The sequence below is a fragment of the Arenimonas sp. genome, from assembly GCF_047602345.1.
Classification (GTDB): domain Bacteria; phylum Pseudomonadota; class Gammaproteobacteria; order Xanthomonadales; family Xanthomonadaceae; genus Arenimonas.
The window spans coordinates 834,181-855,805 of sequence record NZ_JASGHN010000006.1; the positions used below are offsets into that span (position 1 = coordinate 834,181).

At 64.6% G+C, this 21,625-nt stretch carries 17 protein-coding genes; 12 read left to right on the plus strand and 5 right to left on the minus strand.

The window, feature by feature from the left end; all coding sequences use genetic code 11:
- Window positions 1-68 precede the first annotated feature (68 nt).
- The 8 genes from aepX (at window position 69) to QM707_RS08450 (ending at window position 9,859) form a co-directional block, all read left to right on the plus strand.
- The gene (gene aepX, locus QM707_RS08415) at window positions 69-1,370 is read left to right on the plus strand and encodes a phosphoenolpyruvate mutase (protein WP_415001404.1); all 1,302 of its coding nucleotides are present in this window, start codon (window positions 69-71) and stop codon (window positions 1,368-1,370) included.
- Window positions 1,367-2,482, plus strand: a complete 1,116-nt coding sequence (aepY, locus tag QM707_RS08420) for a phosphonopyruvate decarboxylase (RefSeq protein WP_415001405.1) — start codon at window positions 1,367-1,369, stop codon at window positions 2,480-2,482. Before aepX ends, aepY begins: the two co-directional genes overlap by 4 nt.
- Window positions 2,479-3,600, plus strand: a complete 1,122-nt coding sequence (locus QM707_RS08425; RefSeq protein ID WP_415001406.1) for a phosphonoacetaldehyde reductase — start codon at window positions 2,479-2,481, stop codon at window positions 3,598-3,600. Before aepY ends, QM707_RS08425 begins: the two co-directional genes overlap by 4 nt.
- A gap of 37 nt (window positions 3,601-3,637) precedes the next feature.
- Window positions 3,638-5,341, plus strand: a complete 1,704-nt coding sequence (locus QM707_RS08430; protein ID WP_415001407.1) for an ABC transporter ATP-binding protein — start codon at window positions 3,638-3,640, stop codon at window positions 5,339-5,341.
- Between the two features lie 13 nt (window positions 5,342-5,354).
- The gene (locus tag QM707_RS08435; RefSeq protein ID WP_415001408.1) at window positions 5,355-6,797 is read left to right on the plus strand and encodes a hypothetical protein; all 1,443 of its coding nucleotides are present in this window, start codon (window positions 5,355-5,357) and stop codon (window positions 6,795-6,797) included.
- A gap of 132 nt (window positions 6,798-6,929) precedes the next feature.
- Window positions 6,930-8,186, plus strand: coding sequence for an HAD-IB family phosphatase (locus QM707_RS08440; RefSeq protein ID WP_415001409.1), 1,257 nt, complete (start codon window positions 6,930-6,932; stop codon window positions 8,184-8,186).
- Window positions 8,176-8,820: a class I SAM-dependent methyltransferase gene (locus tag QM707_RS08445; RefSeq protein ID WP_415001410.1), complete on the plus strand. Its 645-nt coding sequence runs from the start codon at window positions 8,176-8,178 to the stop codon at window positions 8,818-8,820. Before QM707_RS08440 ends, QM707_RS08445 begins: the two co-directional genes overlap by 11 nt.
- A 22-nt stretch (window positions 8,821-8,842) precedes the next feature.
- Window positions 8,843-9,859, plus strand: coding sequence for a LicD family protein (locus tag QM707_RS08450; protein WP_415001411.1), 1,017 nt, complete (start codon window positions 8,843-8,845; stop codon window positions 9,857-9,859).
- Window positions 9,860-9,865: 6 nt separating this feature from the next.
- Here the strand turns inward: QM707_RS08450 and QM707_RS08455 are convergent, their stop codons facing one another.
- The 3 genes from QM707_RS08455 to QM707_RS08465 are packed head-to-tail and all read right to left on the minus strand — an operon-like array spanning window position 9,866 to window position 13,158.
- Complete coding sequence (locus QM707_RS08455; protein ID WP_415001412.1) at window positions 9,866-11,056, minus strand: CDP-glycerol glycerophosphotransferase family protein; 1,191 nt, start codon at window positions 11,054-11,056, stop codon at window positions 9,866-9,868.
- A 40-nt stretch (window positions 11,057-11,096) separates the two neighbouring features.
- Window positions 11,097-12,314 carry a glycosyltransferase gene (locus QM707_RS08460; protein WP_415001413.1) on the minus strand — a complete coding sequence of 406 codons (1,218 nt, stop codon included), beginning with the start codon at window positions 12,312-12,314 and terminating at the stop codon, window positions 11,097-11,099.
- Window positions 12,307-13,158 (minus strand): glycosyltransferase family 2 protein, encoded by an 852-nt coding sequence (locus QM707_RS08465; protein ID WP_415001414.1) that lies wholly within the window; start codon window positions 13,156-13,158, stop codon window positions 12,307-12,309. The genes QM707_RS08460 and QM707_RS08465 overlap by 8 nt, the downstream gene beginning before the upstream one ends.
- Before the next feature lie 125 nt (window positions 13,159-13,283).
- On the opposite strand from QM707_RS08465, the gene pilB reads away from it, so the two are divergent.
- Genes pilB through coaE form a run of 4 tightly spaced genes read left to right on the plus strand, consistent with a single transcriptional unit; the run spans window position 13,284 to window position 17,760 of the window.
- Entirely contained in the window at window positions 13,284-15,005 is a 1,722-nt protein-coding gene (pilB, locus tag QM707_RS08470; protein ID WP_415001415.1) for a type IV-A pilus assembly ATPase PilB, read from the plus strand.
- Between the two features lie 3 nt (window positions 15,006-15,008).
- The gene (locus QM707_RS08475; protein ID WP_415001416.1) at window positions 15,009-16,271 is read left to right on the plus strand and encodes a type II secretion system F family protein; all 1,263 of its coding nucleotides are present in this window, start codon (window positions 15,009-15,011) and stop codon (window positions 16,269-16,271) included.
- 4 nt (window positions 16,272-16,275) lie between these two features.
- On the plus strand, window positions 16,276-17,142 hold the full coding sequence (locus QM707_RS08480; RefSeq protein WP_415001417.1) for a prepilin peptidase: 867 nt from the start codon (window positions 16,276-16,278) through the stop codon (window positions 17,140-17,142).
- The gene (gene coaE / locus QM707_RS08485; protein ID WP_415001418.1) at window positions 17,143-17,760 is read left to right on the plus strand and encodes a dephospho-CoA kinase; all 618 of its coding nucleotides are present in this window, start codon (window positions 17,143-17,145) and stop codon (window positions 17,758-17,760) included.
- A gap of 6 nt (window positions 17,761-17,766) precedes the next feature.
- Here coaE and QM707_RS08490 read toward each other — a convergent pair whose 3' ends face one another.
- Both QM707_RS08490 and secA read right to left on the minus strand, forming a co-directional pair.
- Window positions 17,767-18,717 (minus strand): Nudix family hydrolase, encoded by a 951-nt coding sequence (locus QM707_RS08490; protein ID WP_415001419.1) that lies wholly within the window; start codon window positions 18,715-18,717, stop codon window positions 17,767-17,769.
- Window positions 18,718-18,830: 113 nt separating this feature from the next.
- Window positions 18,831-21,566: a preprotein translocase subunit SecA gene (gene secA / locus QM707_RS08495; RefSeq protein ID WP_415001420.1), complete on the minus strand. Its 2,736-nt coding sequence runs from the start codon at window positions 21,564-21,566 to the stop codon at window positions 18,831-18,833.
- Window positions 21,567-21,625: the final 59 nt, after the last annotated feature.

Genomic DNA, 21,625 nt, shown 5'->3' on the forward strand with positions numbered 1-21,625 from the left:
ATGAGCCGGACCCCACGCCCGCCGCAGAGGCGCCAGGGTGCCGGCACCAGAATCGACTCAGGACCCCCATGAGCAAAATCGTTTACGTCGGCATGAGTGCCGACCTGGTGCACCCCGGGCACCTCAATATCCTTCGCGAAGCCGCCCGCCATGGCGAAGTCGTCGTCGGCCTGCTGACCGACGAGGCCATCGCCAGCTACAAGCGCGTCCCGATGATGGAATTCGAGCAGCGCCGCGAGATCATCGAATCGTTGCGCTGGGTCAGCCGCGTGGTACCGCAGACGACGCTGGACTACGTTCCCAACCTAGTCGAGCTCAAACCCGACATCGTCGTTCATGGCGACGACTGGCGCACTGGCGTGCAAAGCAAGACGCGGCAACGCGTGATCGACACCCTGGCGCAATGGGGCGGCGAGCTGGTCGAAGTCCCGTACACGAAAGACATCTCTTCGACTGCGCTGCATGCGGCCCTGAAGGAGGTCGGCACGACGCCCAACCTTCGCCTGAAGTCGTTGCGCCGAATGCTGCGCGTCAAGCCGCTGATTCGCTTCCTGGACATCCACAATCCGCTGAGCGCGCTGATCATCGAGAACACGTCGATGGATACGCCGCAAGGCAAGCGCGAGTTCGACGGCATGTGGGGCAGCAGCCTTACCGACTCGACGGCGCGCGGCAAGCCCGACATCGAGGCGGTCGACATGTCCGCGCGCATCAGCTCGTTGAGCGAGGTGCTGGAAGTCACCACCAAGCCGGTGATTTTCGACGGCGACACCGGCGGCCAGACGGAGCATTTCGTCTTCACCGTGCGCAACCTAGAGCGACTAGGCGTGTCGGCCGTGATCATCGAGGACAAGACCGGCCTGAAGAAGAACTCCCTGCTGGGCACGGATGTGCCGCAGACGCAGGACAGCATCGAAAACTTCTGCCACAAGATCCGCGAAGGCAAACATGCGCAAGCCACCGACGACTTCATGATCATCGCGCGCATCGAGAGCCTGATCCTCGGCAAGGGCGTCGCCGATGCGCTCGAACGCGCTCGCGCCTACCTGGCGGCCGGGGCTGATGGCATCATGATCCACGGTAGGGACAAGTCGCCGGCCGAGATTTTCGAGTTCTGCCGGACCTACAATACCTTCGAGAATCGCAAGACGCTGGTGGCGGTACCGTCGAGCTACAACCAGGTGACGGAAGAAGAGCTGATGAGCAACGGCATCAACATCGTCATCTACGCCAACCAGTTGCTGCGCAGCGCCTACCCGGCCATGCTCGATACGGCGCGCTCCATCCTCGAACACGGCCGATCGGCCGAATGCGATGCGCGCATGCTGCCGATCAAGGACATCCTCGAACTCATCCCGGGCACCAAATGATCGCGCCGCAACAACTGTTCGAAGCCCTGGTTTCCAGAGGGATCGGCTTCTTCACCGGCGTTCCCGACTCGCTGCTGAAGAGCTTTTGCGCTTATGTCGACGACCATGGCGGCTCGGTCGGCCACGTCATCGCAGCCAACGAAGGGAACGCCGTGGCGATGGCGCTCGGCTTTCACCTCGCCACCGGCCGTTACGCTGCGGTCTATATGCAGAATTCGGGTCTGGGCAACGCGGTCAATCCGCTGACATCCCTGGCCGACCCGGAGGTCTACCGAGTCCCGATGCTGTTGATCATCGGCTGGCGTGGCGAACCCGGCGTTCACGACGAGCCGCAGCATGTGAAGCAAGGCCGCATTTCGCGCGAGCAACTCGACCTGCTCGAAGTCCCCTACTGGATCCTCCATGCCGACAGCGATGTGACGCCCACACTCGACGCCGCTCTCTCGAAAATGGTGGAAAGCAATGCTCCGGTCGCCCTTCTGGTGCGCAAGGATGCCTTCGCGAACTACAAGGGCGGCCGCAAGGCCGAGAAGCGTTCGAGTCTCGGTCGGGAACAGGCCCTGCGCCAACTGCTCGATCTCGCCGGCGACGACTTGGTGGTTTCGACCACCGGCAAGACCTCGCGCGAAGTGTTCGAACTGCGCGCTCGCGCCAACGGCGCGCAACGCGATTTCCTCACTGTCGGCGGGATGGGACATACCTCGTCGATCGCGCTCGGCGTCGCACTGGGCAATCCGGAACGACGCGTCGTCTGCCTGGACGGCGATGGTTCGGCCCTGATGCACCTCGGCGCGATGGCCATCATCGGCGATCTCAAGCCGAAGAACCTGGTGCATGTGCTGCTCAACAACGCCGCGCACGAATCGGTGGGCGGGCAGCCCACGGTCGCCGGGCGCATGGATTTCGAGGCCATCGCGCGCGCCTGCGGTTACTCCTCCTATCTGCGGGCCGCCGACGAGGCGGGCGTCGCCGACGCATGGACGCGCCTGCGCGCCCTGCCCGGTCCGGCGCTGCTCGAAATCGACATCTCGGTCGGCTCGCGCGACGACCTGGGCCGGCCCACCAGCACGCCCGAGGAGAACAAGCTCGCCTTCATGCGAGCAGCCCGATGAGTCCGGACTTTGCCCGTTGGCAACACTACAACCCGGTACGTGTGGTCGCCGGGCCGGGTGCTCTCGGGGAGCTCCCGGCATTGTTGCCCGAGCGAGGCGCGATTCTGCTGGTGACGACGGCAGGTTTCACGCGCCGCGGCATCACGGGACGCGTAGCCGCTCTCGTGGAGCGACCGGGCGAACGCCATTTGGTCGTGCACGATTCGGTAACGCCCAACCCGGAACTCGACGATCTCGAGCGCGCCGCCGAACGCCATCGTGCGTCTTCGCCCGTCGCGGTGCTCGCCATCGGAGGCGGCAGCGCCATCGACGCGGGCAAGGCCATCGCAGCCATCCTCGACGCGCAAGAGGCGCATCCCCTGCATCGCGTTTTCCGCGAAGGCGCACAAGCGACGTGGAGCGGTCGAATATCACTGGTTGCCGTACCGACGACCGCCGGCACCGGTTCGGAAGTGACGCCTTTCGCCACGGTCTGGGATCAGCGCACGCACCGCAAGTTTTCCGTCGCCGGCGACACGGTGTTCCCGTCGGCCTGTGTGCTTGACCCGGAGCTGACGCTGAGCCTGGGACACGACGACACCCTGTACCCTGCGCTGGACACGATTTCGCACGCGCTCGAATCCTTGTGGAACCGCCACGCAACGCCAGTCAGCGAAGCCCTCGCCCTGGGCGCGCTGCGCATCGCGGCCGATGCCTTGCCCACGGTACTAGCCGACGGCCATGACCTGCGAGCGCGCGCCGGCATGCAGCAGGCGAGCATGATGGCGGGCCAGGCGATCAGTCACACGCGCACGGCGCTTGCCCATTCCATTTCCTATCCCCTGACCCTGCACCACGGTGTACCGCATGGACTCGCCTGCAGCTTCACGCTGCCGGCATTGCTGCGTCGCCACGTCGATGCGCTGGCGACGGATCCCGCGCGCCGGGAGGTTCTTTCGCGGATAGCCGGCATGCTCGCCGGACTCGGACTGGATGAGCACGTGCGGCGTTTCGCCACGCCGGCGCAGGTGCTGGCGCTGTTGCCGCAGATGAACACGCCTGGCCGCGCCGACAACTTCATCTTCGCACCCGATACCGAGGCGGTGCTGCGCGAGTCCATGGCAACATCGGCAGATTGACCGACCGAACGCAACCCGTGCGCGAGACAGCCCCCCGATGATCGCCGACCTGAAAAACATCTGGGCCGTCTTCACGCCTATCGAGCGACGCAAGACGCTATGGATGATGGTCCTCGTGATCCTGATGGCCGGCGCCGAAACGCTGGGCGTATTGTCGATCATGCCCTTCCTGTCCGTACTCGGACGGCCGGCGGTGATCCACGAGAACGCGATGCTGCAATCGCTTTACCAGCGATTCGCCTTCGCGGATGACCGCGGCTTCACCATCGCCCTGGGCCTGGCTTCGATCGCCGTGGTCGTCGCTTCGTCCGCGTTCAAGACCATCACACTGCACCTGATCAACCGTTTCGTGTATCTGCAACGGCATTCGATCAGCGCGCGACTGCTGTCGCGCTACCTGCACCAGCCCTACGAGTTCTTCCTGACGCGCAACCCCTCGCTGCTGGGCAAGAACGTCCTGTCCGAGGTTGACCAGCTGCTGGTCAACCTGATCAAGCCGGTATCGCAGATGCTGGCCCAGGGAGCCGTGGTGCTGGCCATGGCGATCCTGATCTTCTACTACGATCCGCTGACGGCGACCTGCATCGTCGCGGTACTGGTCGTACTGTATGGCGGAATCTACACCCTCGTGCGCAAACGCCTGGCTCGGATCGGGCGTGAGCGACAGGTCGCCAACGGCCAGCGTTACCAGGCCTGCAACGAGGCCCTGGGCGGCATCAAGGACGTACAGATCACGCATTCGGCCGATGCCTACCGCGGCAAGTTCGACCGTGCCTCGCGCTTGTATTCTCGCCACATGGCGACCAGCGAAACGTTGAGCCAGTCGCCGTTGTACCTGGTGGAGGCGATCGGCTACAGCATGCTGATCACCGTGGCCCTGTTGTTGTTGCTGCGCTCGAACGATGTCGGCCATGTCCTGCCTGCACTGGGCCTGTACGGCTTCGCGGCGTTCCGCATGCTGCCGGCGGCGCAGATCATCTACCGCGGCTTCGCCAAACTGAAGTTTTCCTCGGCATCGCTTCAGAGCCTACAGCGCGACCTGAACCTTCCCGAGGAGAGCTCTCCCCCTGCCGCCGCGCCCCTGGCGCCGCAGCGCGAAATCAGGCTGGAAAATATCCGCTACGCCTATCCATCGACACCCGACAAACCGGTACTCGACGACTTCGATCTGCATATCCCCGCCAATGCCAGCATCGGGATCGCCGGCAAGAGCGGCGCAGGCAAGAGCACGTTGATGGACCTGCTGCTAGGGCTGCTGCGACCGCAAGCCGGACGCCTGACCGTCGACGGCGTCCCCATCACGGCAAGCAACATCGCCGGATGGCAACGCGCCATCGGCTATGTTCCGCAACACATCTACCTGGCGGACGCCAGCGTGGCCGAGAACATCGCCTTCGGCGTGCCGCGCCAGAACATCGACATGCAAGCGGTAGAGCGAGCGGCGCGAGCGGCGCAGATCCACGACTTCGTCGCCGCCGAACTCCAGAACGGGTACGACACCATCGTCGGCGATCGCGGCATCCGCCTGTCGGGTGGCCAGCGCCAGCGCGTCGGCATCGCCCGTGCCCTCTATCGCGACCCGCCTGTCCTGTTCTTCGACGAGGCTACCAGCGCGCTGGACGGGCAGACGGAAGAAGCGCTCAACGAAGCCATCCGCAACCTCTCAGGCAGCAAGACGATCGTCGTCATCGCGCACAAGGAAACATCGCTCGAATATTGCCAGCAGGTGTTGTCGTTATGAGCGGTCGCCGCGCATGAACGACAGCAGCATCGCTCCGCGCGCCGCGCGCGAAGGGTGGCCCTTGCCCCTGCCGCTCGAGGCCATGCTCAGCGCACTCAAGAGTGCCGCGCACTACCTGCTTCAGGCGGGCCTCACGCCGGCGAGCCTGCTCCATCTGGGCGGCGCCGCTTTCGAGAAACTGGGATTCAGGAGCCTCGCATCCGGAGCATACGAACGGGCGATCCGTAGCGCCGATCGCTCGTCGAGTCGGGGAACGTTCCTGGTGCGCCAGGGCTGGCAGTTCATCGCGGAGCGAAACCGGTTCCGGCAAGGGCGGCCACGCGTGCAGGACCCGCTGTTCCACGTGAGCGCGATGCCCGATCCGACGAGCAGGACCGACACGCCGCGCCACGCCGCTGCGGGCTATTACGAAGTGCATGTCACCCATCGCGGCCTGCGCATCGACGGCTTCCTGCGCCCCGGGGTGAAAGGAAGACAGATCGATGTATTGGTCGATGGCCGGTCCATACGACAGACCTCGGCCAGCCGAGTGGTCCGGGGCCTGTATCTGCTGGTCGTACATATCCAGCGCGACGCGCTCGCCGCGTTGCCGTCGTCGGCCCGACTCTCTCTGCACCTGTCCGATGGCGGAGCGCTGCTGTTCCGCGGATGCGAAGAGACGCTGCTCGACATCCCGCACGGCCAGAATGCCGCTGGAGTTGGCGACCTCAACGTAAAACTGGACAAAAAGGGCTTCTTGCTCAAGGACAAGCCCGGCGTCGCCGAGTTGCAGCGTGGCTTCCTGCAGATATACCAGGCCGCCAGTCGTTTTTTCGAAGCCGAACTCGGCACGCCCCTATTCGTGCTGTACGGAACGCTGTTGGGCCAGCATCGCGGCGGCGATTTCATCCCGGGCGACGACGACTTCGATGTCGGCTACTGGTCCGACGCCGCCACGTCGAAAGAGGTGCGCAGCGAAGGCATGGCCTTCGTGGTGAAACTGGTGCGGGCCGGATTCGTGGTGACGCTCAACCGCGAAGGGCGCTTGTTCCGCTTGCGCCTACCGGGCATGGCGCCTGCCTGTCACCTGGACGTGCATGCCGTGTGGCGCGAGCGCGAGAGCCTGTGGATCCATCCGCGCGCCAACCTGGATTGCGCGAGAACGGATTTCCTACCGGCCGGCAAGGCGCGCATGCGCGATGTGGAAGTAACGGTACCAGCCAAACCCGAAGCTTTCCTGTCGGCCTACTACGGCGCGGATTGGCGCGTGCCCAACCCCGCCTATTCCACCGCCTCACGGCCGTTTCCTGGCTGGAAAGTGCGCTTGCTGCGCCGCTCTTGCGTTACGCCGGCGCTGGTCGGCGAGATGCAATCGCGCATCGCGCCCCCCCCGGCCGCCGGAACCGGAATGCTGATTGCCAATGGCTCCCAGTCCATCTATCCGCTGGAACGCTACGAAGAACTCTGCGACTGGTAGCGGCACGCATTCGACTTGGCGTCGCGCAACCTGTTGCTTGGCTTCGGCATGCGGCATCGCGCCCGCCCGGGTCGCGGCGCATGCGCCGGCCGGTATACTTGCCGGCATGGCATCGGGGCCAGGACCCTAACAATGAAGTTCATCTTCGATCTTGACGGAACCATCAGCCGGCACGAAACGCTTCCGATCATGGCCGCCCGCTTCGGCATCCAGGACAGGATCGATGCGCTGACGGAAGAGACCATCCGGGGCAACGTGCCCTTCATCGAGAGCTTCATCCGCCGGGTCGGCATCCTCGGACAGTATCCCGTCTCGGAAATGAACCGGCTGCTCGCCGATGTGGAACTGTTCGCGGGGGTCATCGAATTCATCCGGCGCAATTCGGCGGATTGCATCATCGCTACCGGCAACCTCCGTCCGTGGATCGAAGGGCTGTGTCGCAGGATCGATTGCCAGGTCTGCTGCTCGGAAGCCACGATCGTGGACGATCGCGTGACCAAGCTCACGTCCATCCTCAGGAAGGAAGACATCGTCAGGCACTGGCAGTCGCAGGGTGAGACGGTCGTCTTCATCGGCGACGGCAACAACGATGCCGAAGCGATGCGGCAGGCCGACGTCGCCGTCGCCACCGGGCTCGTGCATTGGCCCGCGCGCTCCGTGCTCGACGTCGCCGATTTCGCCGTGTTCGACGAATCCGCCCTGCTGCGCCTGCTCGAACAATTGAGAACGACGGAACCAGAACCGGGCAGCAACACCCTGGTGCTCAGCTGCGCGGGCCTCGGGTCGCGGCTCGGACTGAATTCGACCAAGGCGCTCATCAATTTCGAGCAGCGGCCGTTCGTGCAGTGGCAGCTGGATGGCTTCCGGGACGTCGAGGATATCCGCGTGGTCGTGGGTTTCCAGGCCAGGGACGTCATCCAGGCCGTCAGGGCCGTGCGCAACGATGCGGTGTTCGTCTTCAACCACGATTATTTCTCCACCGGCACCGGCCAGAGCCTGTATCTGGGGTCGCGTTACGCGAATGAATACGTCATCGCCTGGGACGGCGATCTGGTCGTGCATCACGAGAGCCTGGCATCGTGCCTGCAGCACAAGGGCGAGTACCTTGGCGTTTCGGAGGCCGTGACCGAAGAAGCCGTGTTCGCGCAGGTCGACGAGCGAACGGATGGCGTCGTCGGGTTCACGCGTGAGCACCGGACGCCCTACGAATGGTCGGGCCCGGCACGACTGATCAGCAGGAAAGTCGCCAACGTGCGCGGCAACGTCTTCGAAGGCCTGATCGACCGGCTGCCGATTCCGGCGCTGCACGTGCGCGCGTTCGATATCGACACCGTGGCCGACTATCATCGGGCGCAGGAGAACTTCAGGAGCTACATCGGTGAGCAATGAGAAGATCCGCTCCTACTACGACGCCTTGGCGGGACGCATCGAATCGGCGGACGCAACGCGCAACAAGGCGCCGGATTCGACCGAGTTCGACGTCGCCTACATGAAGGAGTTCGCCGATCCTTCGGCGAGCCTGCTGGAACTCGGCGCCGGCACGGGCTTGCTGCTCAACCGGATCATGGACGACTTCGGGCAGATCGTGGCGGTCGAACTGTATCCGGCGTTCTCGAAGTTCATCACGCCGGCTGCGCACGTCCAGATCGTCAATGCCGACCTGCTCGGTTTCGAAACCGACGCTGTTTTCGATATCGTCATTCTCTTCGGCGTCATGAACTATTTCAACGCCGAGGAAGCGGCTGGGCTATATCGCAAGATCGCCCGTTGGGTGAAACCCGGCGGCAAGCTCGTGGTGAAGAACCAGATGGGGCGCACAGAGGACGTGGTCGTCGACGGCCTCTCTCAGGAACTGCAGAGCAGCTATTACTCGGAATACCGGACGCCAGCGCACGAAATGCGCCTGATCGAATCGACCGGGCTGAAGGTATTGCGCCAAGACGATATCTATCCCGAGCATTTCAACCGCTGGCCGAATACTCGTTTCGTCGCGTTGCTCGCCGAACGACCCGCCGACCGCTGACCGGATATCGGGACCCAGGCGCATGGACCGGACGAAAGACCATGGCGGCAGGGCGAAGTCCACCTTCGCCGACTACGTCCCTTGCCCCACGGACGATCTGTTCGCCTCGCTGTGCGCGGTGCACGAGATATTGGAATCCCTCGGCATCGAGTACGTGTTGTCCGGCGGCACCCTGCTCGGTGCGGTACGCCACGGCGATCTTCTCGCCAACGACACCGACTGGGACATCGAGATCATCGACAGCGACGTCGAAAAGATCCTGGCTGCGCGCGACCTCTTCGCCCGCCGCGCGCTGGTTCTCGAATATCCGGTCGCCCGGCCGATGACATCCTTCAGGGACGGCACCCCCTCTCCGCACGAAATAGAACGGCGCATCATCAAAGTGGCGGACGAGCAGCAACGCTTCCACGGCGACTTCTTCATCCAGACGCTGTTCTCCGATGGCATCCTTCGCCGATTCAACGTCGAAGAAGGCGCCTACTTCAACGCCAAGATGAGCTTTCCGTACTGGTTCGTGGAGAACCGCTGCAAGGTTCGCATCCGGGACCGGGAATTCTTCGCGCCCGCCGAACCGGCGATGATGCTGGAACGCATTTACGGCCCCTTGTGGCGGACGCCCTATCGTCGCCACGGCCCGCGCATCAAGGGATACAACTTCGCTGGCGCCTATCTCGACGCGCCGCTCGAACCGGGCATGCGGCACGCGCTCGAGCGCGGCTGGATACCGCGCTACCCGGGCCGCCCGCGCTGGCCGCGCGAAATCCGCTTCATCGACACCCACACCACGGCGCGCTGGATCGCCCGGCACGAGCACCTGGAAGACCTGCCCGACGAAGCTCCCGATGCGCATGACATCGACGCAGCCAATGCGCGACTGGTCGCCTGCCATCGACTGGCCCTGAACCGGCTGAAATATCGCGACGAGGAACTGCGCGAGTACGAATCGCGCCTCCCGGTACGCTGGCTCAATGCGCTGATCAGCGGCGCCCGCGACGCTCTGGCGCGGGTCTGGCGAGGGCTGGTCAACCTGCGGCGATAACGTGGTTCACTCGCCCCGTTTCCGTAGCGCTTCGCGCAGGGCGTCGACGCAACGCGCCGACGACTTCCCGTCGGCGAAGTCGCCGTAGATGCGTTCCCGTTCGCGACGATAGGCTGGCAACCATTCCTGCATGTAGGCCGGCCCACCCGCGAGCGCCAAGGCCAACTCGTCCAGCAATCGCGGCATGTCGCCGACGACCGCGCCGAAACGATGCTCGGGCCCGAGCGAGAAGCCCTTGCGGAACGGCGGCGGCACCTCGAGGAAGATCGTCGGCCGTTCCAGCAACAGGTAATCGAACGCGATCGACGACCAGTCGCAGATCAGGACGTCCGCCAGTTGCAAGAGGCGTTCGGTGTCGGGGAAGCGCCCGAACGGCACCTGCACGACGTCGCTGGCGGCGAACATCGCATCGAGCGTGCCGTCGCTGTTGAGATGGCAACGGAACAGCACCACGGCGTCCTTGGCCGCGCAAACCTCGACGAGCCGCTGCATGAACTCCTGCCCGGACAAGTCGAAGGGAAACAGGCTGCGGTCGCCGGAATCCTGCTTCCAGGTCGGCGCGAACAGGACGAGCGGGCGGCCGCGGTAGCGCTCGAGGCCAAACTCGCGCAACAAGGCCTCGCGATCCAGCGGCTGACCCGTCAGCTCGTCGGTACGCGCATAGCCGGTAATGCGCAAGCGCGACGGTTGGAAATCGAACTTCCGTTCGTACAACTCTCGGTGGTATGGCGATGCCACCCAGGCTTCGTCGTAGCGGCGCTGCACGCGGAAGTCCTCGCCGTCGAATCCCTTGAACGGAATGCCATGCCAGACGTCGAAGAAGCGCAGATCGCCGCTGCCCAGCAACCAGACCATCACATGCAGGCCGTGATCGCTGACGATGGCGCGCGCGCGCAGCATCAGGCGCAGACTGGCGTACGTGCCGGCCCGGCAAACCTTTTCCCCCGCCGCTTCGAGCACGGCGGCGTAGTCGCGGTCCATGGTCAGGTAAGTGGCGTCAATGTCGCCGGCGCCACCGCGCGCCAGTTCGCGTCGGATCGCCAGAAGATTGCCGGTGAGCCGATGCCCGTACAGCACCACGACGGAGGGTTCGCGCGAACGCCGGAAGAAGGGGCGCAGAAGACGCGCAATCAGCACGCAACAGCCGAAGCGCAGCAGCCACCACCAGTGCCGCGGATTGGATTTGTCCAGCTTCAAATGCGCCCTCCTGCGACCGCCACGGCCTCCCCTGTCACCATCATCGCGCTCCCGCCGTCATGGCCCGCGTCAACGCGTCGGCGTAACCATCGGCGACATGATGCCAGTCGAAGCGGTGCAGCAGCCGCTGCCTGAGGATCTCGGCCTTGCGTCGCCTCGCATCCACGTCCTGTTCGAGGAATCCGAGGATGCCCTCCGCCAACGCAGCGGCATCGCCGGGCGCGACGCGCTCTTCGAGCACGTCGCGAACCGCAGGCAGGTCGCTGGCGATGACCGGGCAGCCGCAACCCGCCGCCTCGATCATGACCAGGCCGAGCCCTTCCTGGTCGCCCGAGGCCGCTTCCACGAAGGGGGCGACGAACAGGGTCGCGCGGCGATACAGCGCCGGCAGTTCCGCCTGCGGCATGGCGCCGAGGAACTGCACGTTTCCGGCCAGCTCCAAAGCGGCGACCTGCGCGCGCAGGGCCGGCTCCTCCGGACCGAAGCCAGCCACGCGCAACGTGAGCGCAGGTCGCTGCGCCAGCATCAGCGGCATCGCGTCGATGAGATGGCGGAGCCCTTTCTTTTCGACCAGCCGGCCGACGAACAGCAGGGATTCTTCGTCGCGCGCGCAGTCCGGGTCCGGCGTGAACCCGCCCTTCAGGTCGACGCCCATGGATTGCACCTGCGCGCGCGCGGGATCGATGCCGATACGCGCGAGTTCGTCCTTCATCGCGTGGCTGACCACGGTCAGGCCCGTCGCCTCGCGCGCCACCCATCGCTTGATCGCGGGCAGGGGCGCGGAGCGCAGCGCATACAGATCGGCTCCGTGCGATGTCACCAGGAACGGCGGGCCACCGGCGAAACGCCGCAGCAAGCCGGCGAGGAAGCCCTGCGGCACCAACCAGTGCGCATGCGCGACCTGCGGCCGCCAACGCCGGACCAGACGCCAGGCAGCCAGCGCCTGCCCCAGGAAAAAGAATGGGAGCAGCAAGTACTTGACGGGATGTCGCTTGAGATTCGCGACGATGCCGCCATCGTTGACCAGCGTTTCCCAGCGCACCGGCGCGTAGCGGAAACGCTGCACATGCACGCCGTCCAACGTTTCTTCGACGGAAGCCCCCGCAGCATGCGGCGCAAGCACCGTTACGTCGAAGCTCGACGCCAGGCGTCGCGACAACTCGTGCACGAAACCCGGCTCGGGGTCGCCCTTCCAGCGCGGATAGGTCGAGGTCAGCACCAGTAACCGGGGCCTGCCCTCCGGCGGCGCTTCAGTCATGGCGTCGGTAAGTCAACGCCGTGATCTGTTCGGAAATCAGGCCGATCAGGAAGACGATGGCCGCCGCGCTGAACATCAGCGCGCTCATGTTGGTGAACCGATGCTCGGTGATGTACGTATAGGCGTAGTTGCCCAGTCCCAGCAAGCCGAACACGGCCGCGGTCGGCACGAACAGTTTCATCGGCGAGTAGAGCGTCGCGATCTTGAAGATGATCAACAGGAATCGGACGCCGTCGCGAAGCGGGCGGATATGGCTCATGCCCAGCCGCTTGGCGACCGGGATGGGCACGTAGGCCACCGGATAGGCGCTGCGGAAGAAAGCCATCGTGATCGTGGTGGGATACGAGAACCCGTTCGGCAACAGATGCAGGAATTCTTTGAACTTGGCCGCCCGCACGGCACGGAAGCCCGAGGTCAGGTCCGCCACGCGGTGCCCGGTCATCCAACTCGCGACCCGGTTGTACAGACCGTTGGCCAGACCGCGTCCCACGCTGGCCTGACCATCCCAGCCGCGGGCACCGACGGCCATGTCGAAGCCGTTCTCCAGCTTCGCCAGCAGTTCCGGGATGGCGGCCGCGCCATGTTGCCCATCGGCATCCAGGAACATCAGGATTTCGCCCTGGGCGGCGCGCGCACCCCGCTTGATGGCGGCGCCGTTACCCATCGAATAAGGGGAGGACAGCACCCGGGCCCCATGGTCCCGGGCCACCGCAGCCGTTTCGTCGGTACTGCCGTCGTCCACGACGATCAATTCGGCTTCGGGTAGCAGTTCCCGCAGTCCCGGCAGTGTCCGACGCAGCCCCTCCGCCTCGTTCTTTGCCGGGAGAATCAATGAAATACGCATTTCCGCTCCCCGAAAATCAGGGGACAGATTACCCTGAAGGCCGGGCCCCGGTCAGCCGGGCCCGGCTGGTGCTACGCGGGCTGAGGAATTTGCGGTAAAGTCCTAGTGCGACTGGGGAAATGGCTATGAATGCGGCTACCGCCAACCTGGCAGGAATCACCGGACTCACCCGACGCTTGGTCATCGACGGCGTCCTGAGCGAGGAAGACGCGCGCAAGGCCCTGGAGGAAGCGACCAAGGCCAAGAAGCAGGCGCATGTCTACCTGCTCGAACAGCGCCTGATCAACTCCTCGCATATCGCGGCGGCCAATTCGACCGAGTTCGGCATCCCGCTGTTCGACCCCTCGGCGATGGACCTGCGTTTCTCCGCGCACAAGCTCATCAGCGAAGACCTGATCACCAAGCACCAGGCCCTGCCGCTGCTCAAGCGCGGCAACCGCCTGTACGTCGCCATCGCCGACCCGACCAATACGCGGGCGCTGGACGAGATCAAGTTCGCCGCCAACGTCACCGTCGAACCGATCCTGGTGGACGAAGATCGCCTGCGCCGGGCCATCGACCAGACTCTCGTCGCGGGCGAGGACATCACCAAGGACATGGGCGACGACGAAGGTCTCGAGAACCTCGAGTCCAGCGGCGGCGACGACGAGATGGCCGACAGCACCGGCGTCGAAGCCAAGGGCGACGACACCCCGGTCGTGAAGTTCGTCAACAAGGTATTGCTCGATGCGATCAAGCGCGGCGCCTCGGATATCCACTTCGAGCCGTACGAGAACGACTTCCGCGTGCGCCTGCGCCTGGACGGCATCCTGCGCGCCGTGGCGAAAGCCCCCATCAAGCTGCATCCGCGCATTTCCGCGCGCCTGAAGGTCATGGCGCAGCTGGATATCGCGGAAAAGCGCGTGCCGCAGGACGGCCGCATCAAGCTGAACCTGTCGAAGACCAAACAAATGGACTTCCGCGTCAGCACCTGCCCGACGCTGTTCGGCGAAAAAATCGTGCTGCGACTGCTGGACGGTTCGGCCGCGAAACTCGGCATCGACAAGCTCGGTTACGAGGACTACCAGAAGCAGCTCTACCTCGATGCCCTCGCCAAGCCGTACGGCATGATCCTGGTGACCGGTCCGACCGGTTCGGGCAAGACGGTCTCGTTGTATACCGGCCTGAACATCCTCAACACCGAGGAACGCAATATCTCCACCGCCGAAGACCCGGTGGAAATCCGCGTGATGGGCATCAACCAGGTCCAGATGAACATCAAGAAGGGCATGACCTTCGCGGTCGCCCTGCGTTCCTTCCTGCGACAGGATCCGGACGTGATCATGGTCGGCGAGATCCGCGACCTGGAAACGGCCGAGATCGCGGTGAAGGCGGCGCAAACCGGCCACCTTGTGCTCTCCACCCTGCATACGAACGACGCGCCGCAGACCATATCGCGCCTGATGAACATGGGCATCGCGCCCTACAACATCACCAGCTCGGTGACCATCGTCATCGCCCAGCGCCTCGCCCGCCGCTTGCACGACTGCAAGCGTGAAGTCCAGTTGCCCGCCGCCGCCCTGCTGGCCGAAGGTTATACGGACGCGGACATCAAGAACGGCATGAAGATCTACGAGCCGGTCGGCTGCTCCGATTGCAATGACGGGTACAAGGGCCGCGTCGGCATCTATCAGGTGATGCCGATGACGGAAGAGATCCAGAAGATCATCCTCGAGGGCGGCAACGCCCTGCAGATCGCCGACGCCGCCAAACGGTCCGGCATCAACGACTTGCGCCAATCCGCACTGCTGAAGGCCCGAAACGGCGTCACCAGCCTGGCGGAAATCAACCGCGTCACCAAGGACTAAGCCATGGCTACCACCAAAGCCGCTGCCGCCCGCAACGCCGCGACCATCGCCGCCCGCTCGAATCCGTTCGAAGTCTTCATCTGGCAGGGAACGGACAAGCGTGGCACCAAGATCAAGGGCGAGATTTCGGCCAAGAGCGCCAATCTGGTCAAGGCCGAACTGCGCAAGCAGGGCATCAATCCCACGATCGTCAAGCCGAAACCCAAGCCGCTCTTCGGCAAGGCCGGCTCGCGCATCTCGGCGCTGGAAATCACCATCTTCAGCCGCCAGATCGCCACGATGCTCGCCTCGGGCGTGCCGATGGTGCAGAGCTTCGAGATCCTGTCGGGCGGCCAGAAGAACCAGCGCATGAAGGACATGCTGGAGGACATCCGCAACTCGATCTCCGGCGGCATGTCGCTGTACGAATCGCTCGGCAAGCATCCGGTGCAGTTCGACGAGCTGTACCGCAACCTGGTCCGCGCCGGCGAAGGCGCCGGCGTGCTGGATACCGTGCTCGATACGCTGGCCACCTACAAGGAACGCATCGAAGCGCTGAAGGGCAAGATCAAGAAGGCGCTCTTCTACCCGGCGGGCGTCATGGCCATCGCCATCATCGTGTCTGCTATCTTGCTGATCTTCGTCATCCCGCAGTTCAAGGCGGTGTTCGACAACTTCGGCGCCGAACTCCCCGCGTTCACGATGATGTACGTGAATGCCTCGGAATTCATGGTGAAGTACTGGTGGCTGGTGCTGTTCGTGGCGATAGCCACGGTCGTGGTTTTCATCGGCGCGTACAAGCGATCCGAGAAAGTCCAGCACCTCACCGATCGCTTCATGCTGAAGCTGCCGGTGATCGGGCAGATTCTCCATCAGTCCGCCATCGCCCGCTTTGCCCGTACCCTCGCCCTGACCTTCAAGGCCGGCGTGCCCCTGGTCGAAGCGCTGGAAATCACCAGCGGCGCCACCGGCAGCATCGTCTACAACCAGGCGGTCAAGCGCATCCGTGAAGACGTGGCCGTGGGCTATTCGTTGAACATGTCGATGAAACAGGTGGACCTGTTCCCGCACATGGTCATCCAGATGACTTCGATCGGCGAAGAAGCCGGTGCGCTCGACACCATGCTGTTCAAGGTCGCCGAGTTCTACGAGCAGGAAGTGAACAACGCCGTGGACGCCCTGGCCAGCCTGCTCGAACCGTTCATCATGGTCATCATCGGCGGTCTGGTCGGCAGCATGGTGATCGCCATGTACCTGCCCATCTTCAAGCTGGCCGCGACCGTCTGATCGCATGCTCGATTACTTCGTGCTTCACCCCAAGGCGGCCATCCTGGCCGCCTTGTTTTTCGGTCTGCTGATCGGCAGCTTCCTCAATGTCGTGATCCTGCGCCTGCCCAAGCGGCTGGAATGGGAGTGGAAACGCGACAGTCGCGAGTTGCTCGGCCTGAACGAGCCATACGAGCCGGCGCCCGCCGGCATCGTCGTGGAGTCGTCGCATTGCCCGCAATGCGGGCACAAGCTGGCGCCGTGGGAGAACGTTCCGCTGTTGAGTTTCATCGCCCTGCGCGGCCGCTGCCGCGGTTGCAAGACTCCGATCAGCTGGCAATACCCCGCCGTCGAATTGCTGACCGGCCTCTTGTTCGCCGCCTGCCTCTGGCGTTTCGGCTTCGGCTTGCAGGCGGGGCTCGGCCTGGTCTTCTCGGCCGCGCTGGTCGCGCTGTCGGGCATCGACCTGCGCACGCAGTTGCTTCCCGATCAGCTCACGCAACCCCTGCTCTGGCTGGGACTGCTAGCCAGCCTGTTCGGCGTTTTCGTCGATCCTGTCTCGGCGATCCTCGGCGCCGTCGCCGGATACCTGAGCCTGTGGAGCGTGTACTGGCTGTTCAAGCTGGTGACGGGCAAGGAAGGCATGGGGGCGGGCGACTTCAAGCTGCTGGCGGCACTCGGCGCCTGGTGCGGCATCAAGGCGATCCTGCCGATCCTGCTGATCTCGTCGCTGGTCGGCGCGATCATCGGTTCGGCCTGGCTGCTGATCAAGGGGCGCGATCGCGCGACGCGCATTCCTTTCGGTCCCTATCTGGCGATCGCGGGCTGGATTCAGTTCTTCCTCGGTGTTGACCTGCTCGGCCTGTACCTGCGCTGGGCCGTGCCGCACTGAATGGCCGGCTTCGTCGTCGCCGTCACCGGGGGCGTCGCCGCGGGCAAGTCGGCGATTTGCGCGCTGTTCCAGTCGCATGGCATCGCGGTGGCCGACGCCGACATCGTCGCACGCGAAATCGTCGAACCCGGCGAAACCGCCCTCGACCAGATCCGCGCACGCTTCGGCGACGGCGTCCTGAAGGCGGACGGACAACTGGACAGGTCGCGACTGCGCGAGATCATTTTTTCCGACGCCGCCGCCAAGCGCGAGCTCGAGGCCATCACCCATCCGCGCATCCGGCAGCGCCTGCGCGATCTTTGCCGGGAGGCCGGTGGGCCGTATGCGCTGGCTGCCATCCCGCTCCTGGCGGAAGGCGGCGGGCGTTCCTCGTATCCATGGCTACAGCGCATCCTGCTGGTGGATGTGCCGACCTCGTTGCAGCGGCGACGCCTGCTCGAACGCGATGGCATCGACGAGGCCCTGGCCGACAGCATGATCGCTGCCCAGGCCAGTCGACTCGATCGACTGACGATCGCCGACGATGTGATCGTCAACGACGGCTCACGCGACGCACTGGAGGCTATCGTCGAACGACTGGATCGACGCTATCGGCAACTCGCCGTCGCGCAAACTTGAACGCGCTCAGGCGCGCGACCACAGGCCGCGTATCGCCGCGATGCCCTGGGCCCCATGCCGGCGCGCGATCGCCACCTCGCCCGGCTTGAGCCCGCCCAACGCATAGATCGGCAAGGAGACCGATTCGCGCAGGCTGGCGAAACCACTCCAGCCGATCGGCTCGCGTTCCTTGTGCGTCGGCGTGCGTGCGACAGGTCCGAGTACGGCGAAATCGACATCGAGTGCTTCGGCCCGACGCAGTTCCTCGACATCGTGGCAGGAAGCCGCGACGGGAAGATCGACCGGCAGGGGCCTTGCGGCGAGCGAGGCGAGCTGCGAGCTGCGCAGGTGCACGCCGCAACCTAGTTTGTGCGCCAGTTCGATATCGCCGTTGAGCAGCAGCTCGACGTCGTGTTCGCGGCACCGCGACCGGACTTGTTCCGCGAGCGATGACAGGCGATCCGGCGCCAGTTCGCGCGCGCGCAACTGGATCCGTCGGATGCCGCCTTCGATGGCCTTTTCGATGCCGCGCAGGAACGCGCGCGTATCGCTGCCCGGCTCCGGTGTGATCAGGTAGCGATCCGGCTCGGTCAGTGCCGACACCACCGGCCGGTCCGCGGATGGCATCGGATAGGTATGCAGTTTTTCGGGGGGCGACCAGGCCAGGGCCTGCTTCTCGCGACCATGCGGCTTTCCGCTGAAGCGCGTCACGCGCCAGACATCGAGGACGATGCGCTTGGTCGGATACTGCTGCGGTACCGCCAGCAACGGCTCGGCGGCCAATACGCGGATGCCGAGTTCTTCGTGCAGCTCGCGGTCGAGCGCGGCCAGCGGCGCTTCGCCCGCCTCCAGTTTTCCGCCGGGGAATTCCCAGGCGCCGGCAAGATCGCGCCCGGCCGTGCGTCGCGCCAGCAGGATGCGTCCGCGCGCATCCGCGATGACGCCGGCGACCACGTGGATGGGGTCCCGGCTACTCACGCGATGCGTTGGATCGCATCGCGTGCCGGGCCGAACGCCCGCAGGATGCGGAGGGCTGGGTGACTCGGCGAGGCAGGGATGCCGTGCTCGGTCACTGCTTCAATCCGCCGCGGTCAGGCCAGTTGACCGTGGCACTGCTTGAATTTCTTGCCGCTACCGCAGGGACAAGGATCGTTGCGACCGACCTTCGGCCCGTTCGTCCGCGTCAGCACGCCCTCGCCCATCGCCGCCAACGCCTGCGCTTGCGCGGCTTCCTCGTCGGCGCCGAAGCCGCCGGTTTCGGGATGCTGGAACTGCATGCGATTGGACTGCGCCTGCAGGCGCTGACGCTCGGCCGCTTCCATTTCTGCGACTTCTTCCTCGCTGCGGATGCGCACGCGGGCCAGCAGGTTGATCACTTCGCGCTTGACCTTCTCGAGCATCTCCGAGAACAGCTCGAAGCTCTCGCGCTTGTACTCCTGCTTCGGCTGCTTCTGGGCGAAGCCGCGCAGATGGATGCCCTGGCGCAGGTAGTCCATGCGCGCCAGATGCTCCTTCCAGCTCTGGTCGAGCACATTCAGCATCAGGTGCTTTTCCAGGTGGCGCATGATCTCCGGCGTCAGTTGCTCTTCGCGGGCCGCATAGTGGCGCTCCGCCGTTGCCAGCACGTGCGCGACCAGGGCCGCGTCGTCGAGCTCTTCGCGTTCCGAATGCAGCTTCTTCAGGTCCTCGACGATGCCGTACTCGTCCTCGAGCGCACGCTGCAGGCCGTCGAGATCCCATTGATCGTCGATCGAGTTTTCCGGGACGTAGCGGCGCGACAGCTCGGAAATCACGTCCTCGCGGATGGCCGCCACGACGTCCTGCACCGACTCGGACTCGAGCAACTCGTTGCGCTGCTGGTAGACCACCTTGCGCTGGTCGTTGGCGACGTCGTCGAAATCGAGCAGGTTCTTGCGGATGTCGAAGTTGTGCGCTTCGACCTTGCGCTGCGCGTTCTGGATCTGCTTGGTGACCAGGCCCGACTCGATGACCTCGTCCTCCTTCATGCCCATCTTGCGCATCGCGGTCTGCACCCATTCGGCGGCGAAGATGCGCATCAGGTTGTCTTCGAGCGACAGGTAGAAACGCGAGGAACCCTGGTCGCCCTGGCGACCCGAACGGCCGCGCAGCTGGTTGTCGATGCGGCGGGATTCGTGTCGCTCGGTGCCGATGATGTGCAGGCCGCCGGCGGCCAGGACCTCGTCGTGGCGCTTCTGCCATTCGGCCTTGACCCGCGCCTTCTCCAGTTCGGACGCGCCTTCGCCCAAGGCGTGCAGTTCGGCTTCCAGCGAACCGCCGAGAACGATGTCGGTACCGCGACCAGCCATGTTGGTGGCGATGGTAACCGCCTTGCTGCGGCCAGCCTGGGCGACGATATGCGCCTCGCGCTCGTGCTGCTTGGCGTTGAGCACTTCGTGCGGAATGTTGGCGGCGCCCAGTTGGTCGGCCAGCAGTTCGGAAGTCTCGATCGAAGTGGTGCCGACCAGCACGGGCTGGCCGCGCGCGTAGCAATCCTTGATGTCCTCGATGACGGCGCGGAACTTGGCGGGCTTGCTCAGATAAACGAGGTCGGCGCTGTCCTTGCGAACCATCGGGCGATGGGTCGGGATCACCACTACTTCCAGGCCGTAGATCTGCTGGAATTCGTAGGCTTCGGTGTCGGCGGTACCGGTCATGCCGGCCAGCTTCGAATACATGCGGAAGTAGTTCTGGAACGTGATCGAGGCCAGCGTCTGGTTCTCGCGTTCGATGCGCACGCCTTCCTTGGCTTCGACCGCCTGGTGCAGGCCGTCCGACCAACGGCGACCCGGCAGGGTACGGCCGGTGAATTCGTCGACGATGATGACCTGCCCGTCGCGCACGATGTAGTCCACATCGCGCTGGTAAAGCGCGTGCGCGCGCAGGGCCGCGTTGAGGTGGTGCACGACCGCGAGATTGTTGGCGCTGTACAGGCTGTCGTCCTCGGCCACCAGGCCGTCCTGGCGCAAAAGGCGCTCGGCGTGCTCCATGCCGGCTTCGGACAGGTGAACCTGCTTCTGCTTCTCGTCGACCCAGAAGTCGCCGTCGCCGTCTTCCCTCTCCTGCCTGGTCAGGCGGGGCACGATCTGGTTCACGCGCAGGTAAAGGTCCTGCGACTCGTCGGACGGACCCGAGATGATCAGCGGCGTGCGCGCCTCGTCGATCAGGATCGAGTCGACTTCGTCGACGATGGCGAAATTCAGGCCGCGCTGGAAACGGTCTTCCTTGGCCAGCGCCATGTTGTCGCGCAGGTAGTCGAAACCGTATTCGTTGTTCGTTCCGTAGGTGATGTCGGCGCCGTAGGCGCCCTTCTTGTCGGAATGCGGCATGCCCGGGTAGACCACGCCCACGCTCAGGCCCAGCCAGTTGTACAAACGTCCCATCCAGGCGGCGTCGCGCTTGGCGAGATAGTCGTTGACGGTCACCACGTGCACGCCCTTGCCGGACAGCGCGTTGAGATAGACCGGCAAGGTCGCCACCAGGGTCTTGCCCTCGCCGGTGCGCATTTCCGAGATGCGTCCCGAATGCAGCACCATGCCGCCGATCAGCTGCACGTCGTAATGGCGCAGGCCGAGCACGCGGCGCGACGCTTCGCGGCAAACCGCGAATGCCTCCGGCAACAGTTCGTCCAGGCTGGTGCCATCGGCGATCCGGCGCTTGAATTCCTCGGTCTTGGCTTTCAGCGCCTCATCGTCGAGCTTCTCCAACTGCGGCTCGAATGCATTGATGCGGGCGACGGACTTCTGGAACTGCCGCAGCAGGCGTTCGTTGCGGCTGCCGAAAAGACGGGTAAGCAAGCTGTTGAGCATGGGAAAGCCGGTCAGGATTGGGAGGGAGCGCGCGCGATGGCCGGGCGCAGAAACGAGAA

Bases quoted from the DNA above. Each gene is read 5' to 3' on its own strand.
- pilB (WP_415001415.1), top strand. From the start codon at position 13,284: ATGAATGCGGCTACCGCCAACCTGGCAGGAATCACCGGACTCACCCGA.
- QM707_RS08465 (WP_415001414.1), bottom strand. From the start codon at position 13,158: ATGCGTATTTCATTGATTCTCCCGGCAAAGAACGAGGCGGAGGGGCTG.
- secA (WP_415001420.1), bottom strand. From the start codon at position 21,566: ATGCTCAACAGCTTGCTTACCCGTCTTTTCGGCAGCCGCAACGAACGC.
- coaE (WP_415001418.1), top strand. From the start codon at position 17,143: ATGGCCGGCTTCGTCGTCGCCGTCACCGGGGGCGTCGCCGCGGGCAAG.
- aepX (WP_415001404.1), top strand. From the start codon at position 69: ATGAGCAAAATCGTTTACGTCGGCATGAGTGCCGACCTGGTGCACCCC.
- QM707_RS08475 (WP_415001416.1), top strand. From the start codon at position 15,009: ATGGCTACCACCAAAGCCGCTGCCGCCCGCAACGCCGCGACCATCGCC.
- QM707_RS08430 (WP_415001407.1), top strand. From the start codon at position 3,638: ATGATCGCCGACCTGAAAAACATCTGGGCCGTCTTCACGCCTATCGAG.
- QM707_RS08450 (WP_415001411.1), top strand. From the start codon at position 8,843: ATGGACCGGACGAAAGACCATGGCGGCAGGGCGAAGTCCACCTTCGCC.
- QM707_RS08435 (WP_415001408.1), top strand. From the start codon at position 5,355: ATGAACGACAGCAGCATCGCTCCGCGCGCCGCGCGCGAAGGGTGGCCC.
- QM707_RS08425 (WP_415001406.1), top strand. From the start codon at position 2,479: ATGAGTCCGGACTTTGCCCGTTGGCAACACTACAACCCGGTACGTGTG.
- QM707_RS08460 (WP_415001413.1), bottom strand. From the start codon at position 12,314: ATGACTGAAGCGCCGCCGGAGGGCAGGCCCCGGTTACTGGTGCTGACC.
- QM707_RS08440 (WP_415001409.1), top strand. From the start codon at position 6,930: ATGAAGTTCATCTTCGATCTTGACGGAACCATCAGCCGGCACGAAACG.
- QM707_RS08480 (WP_415001417.1), top strand. From the start codon at position 16,276: ATGCTCGATTACTTCGTGCTTCACCCCAAGGCGGCCATCCTGGCCGCC.
- aepY (WP_415001405.1), top strand. From the start codon at position 1,367: ATGATCGCGCCGCAACAACTGTTCGAAGCCCTGGTTTCCAGAGGGATC.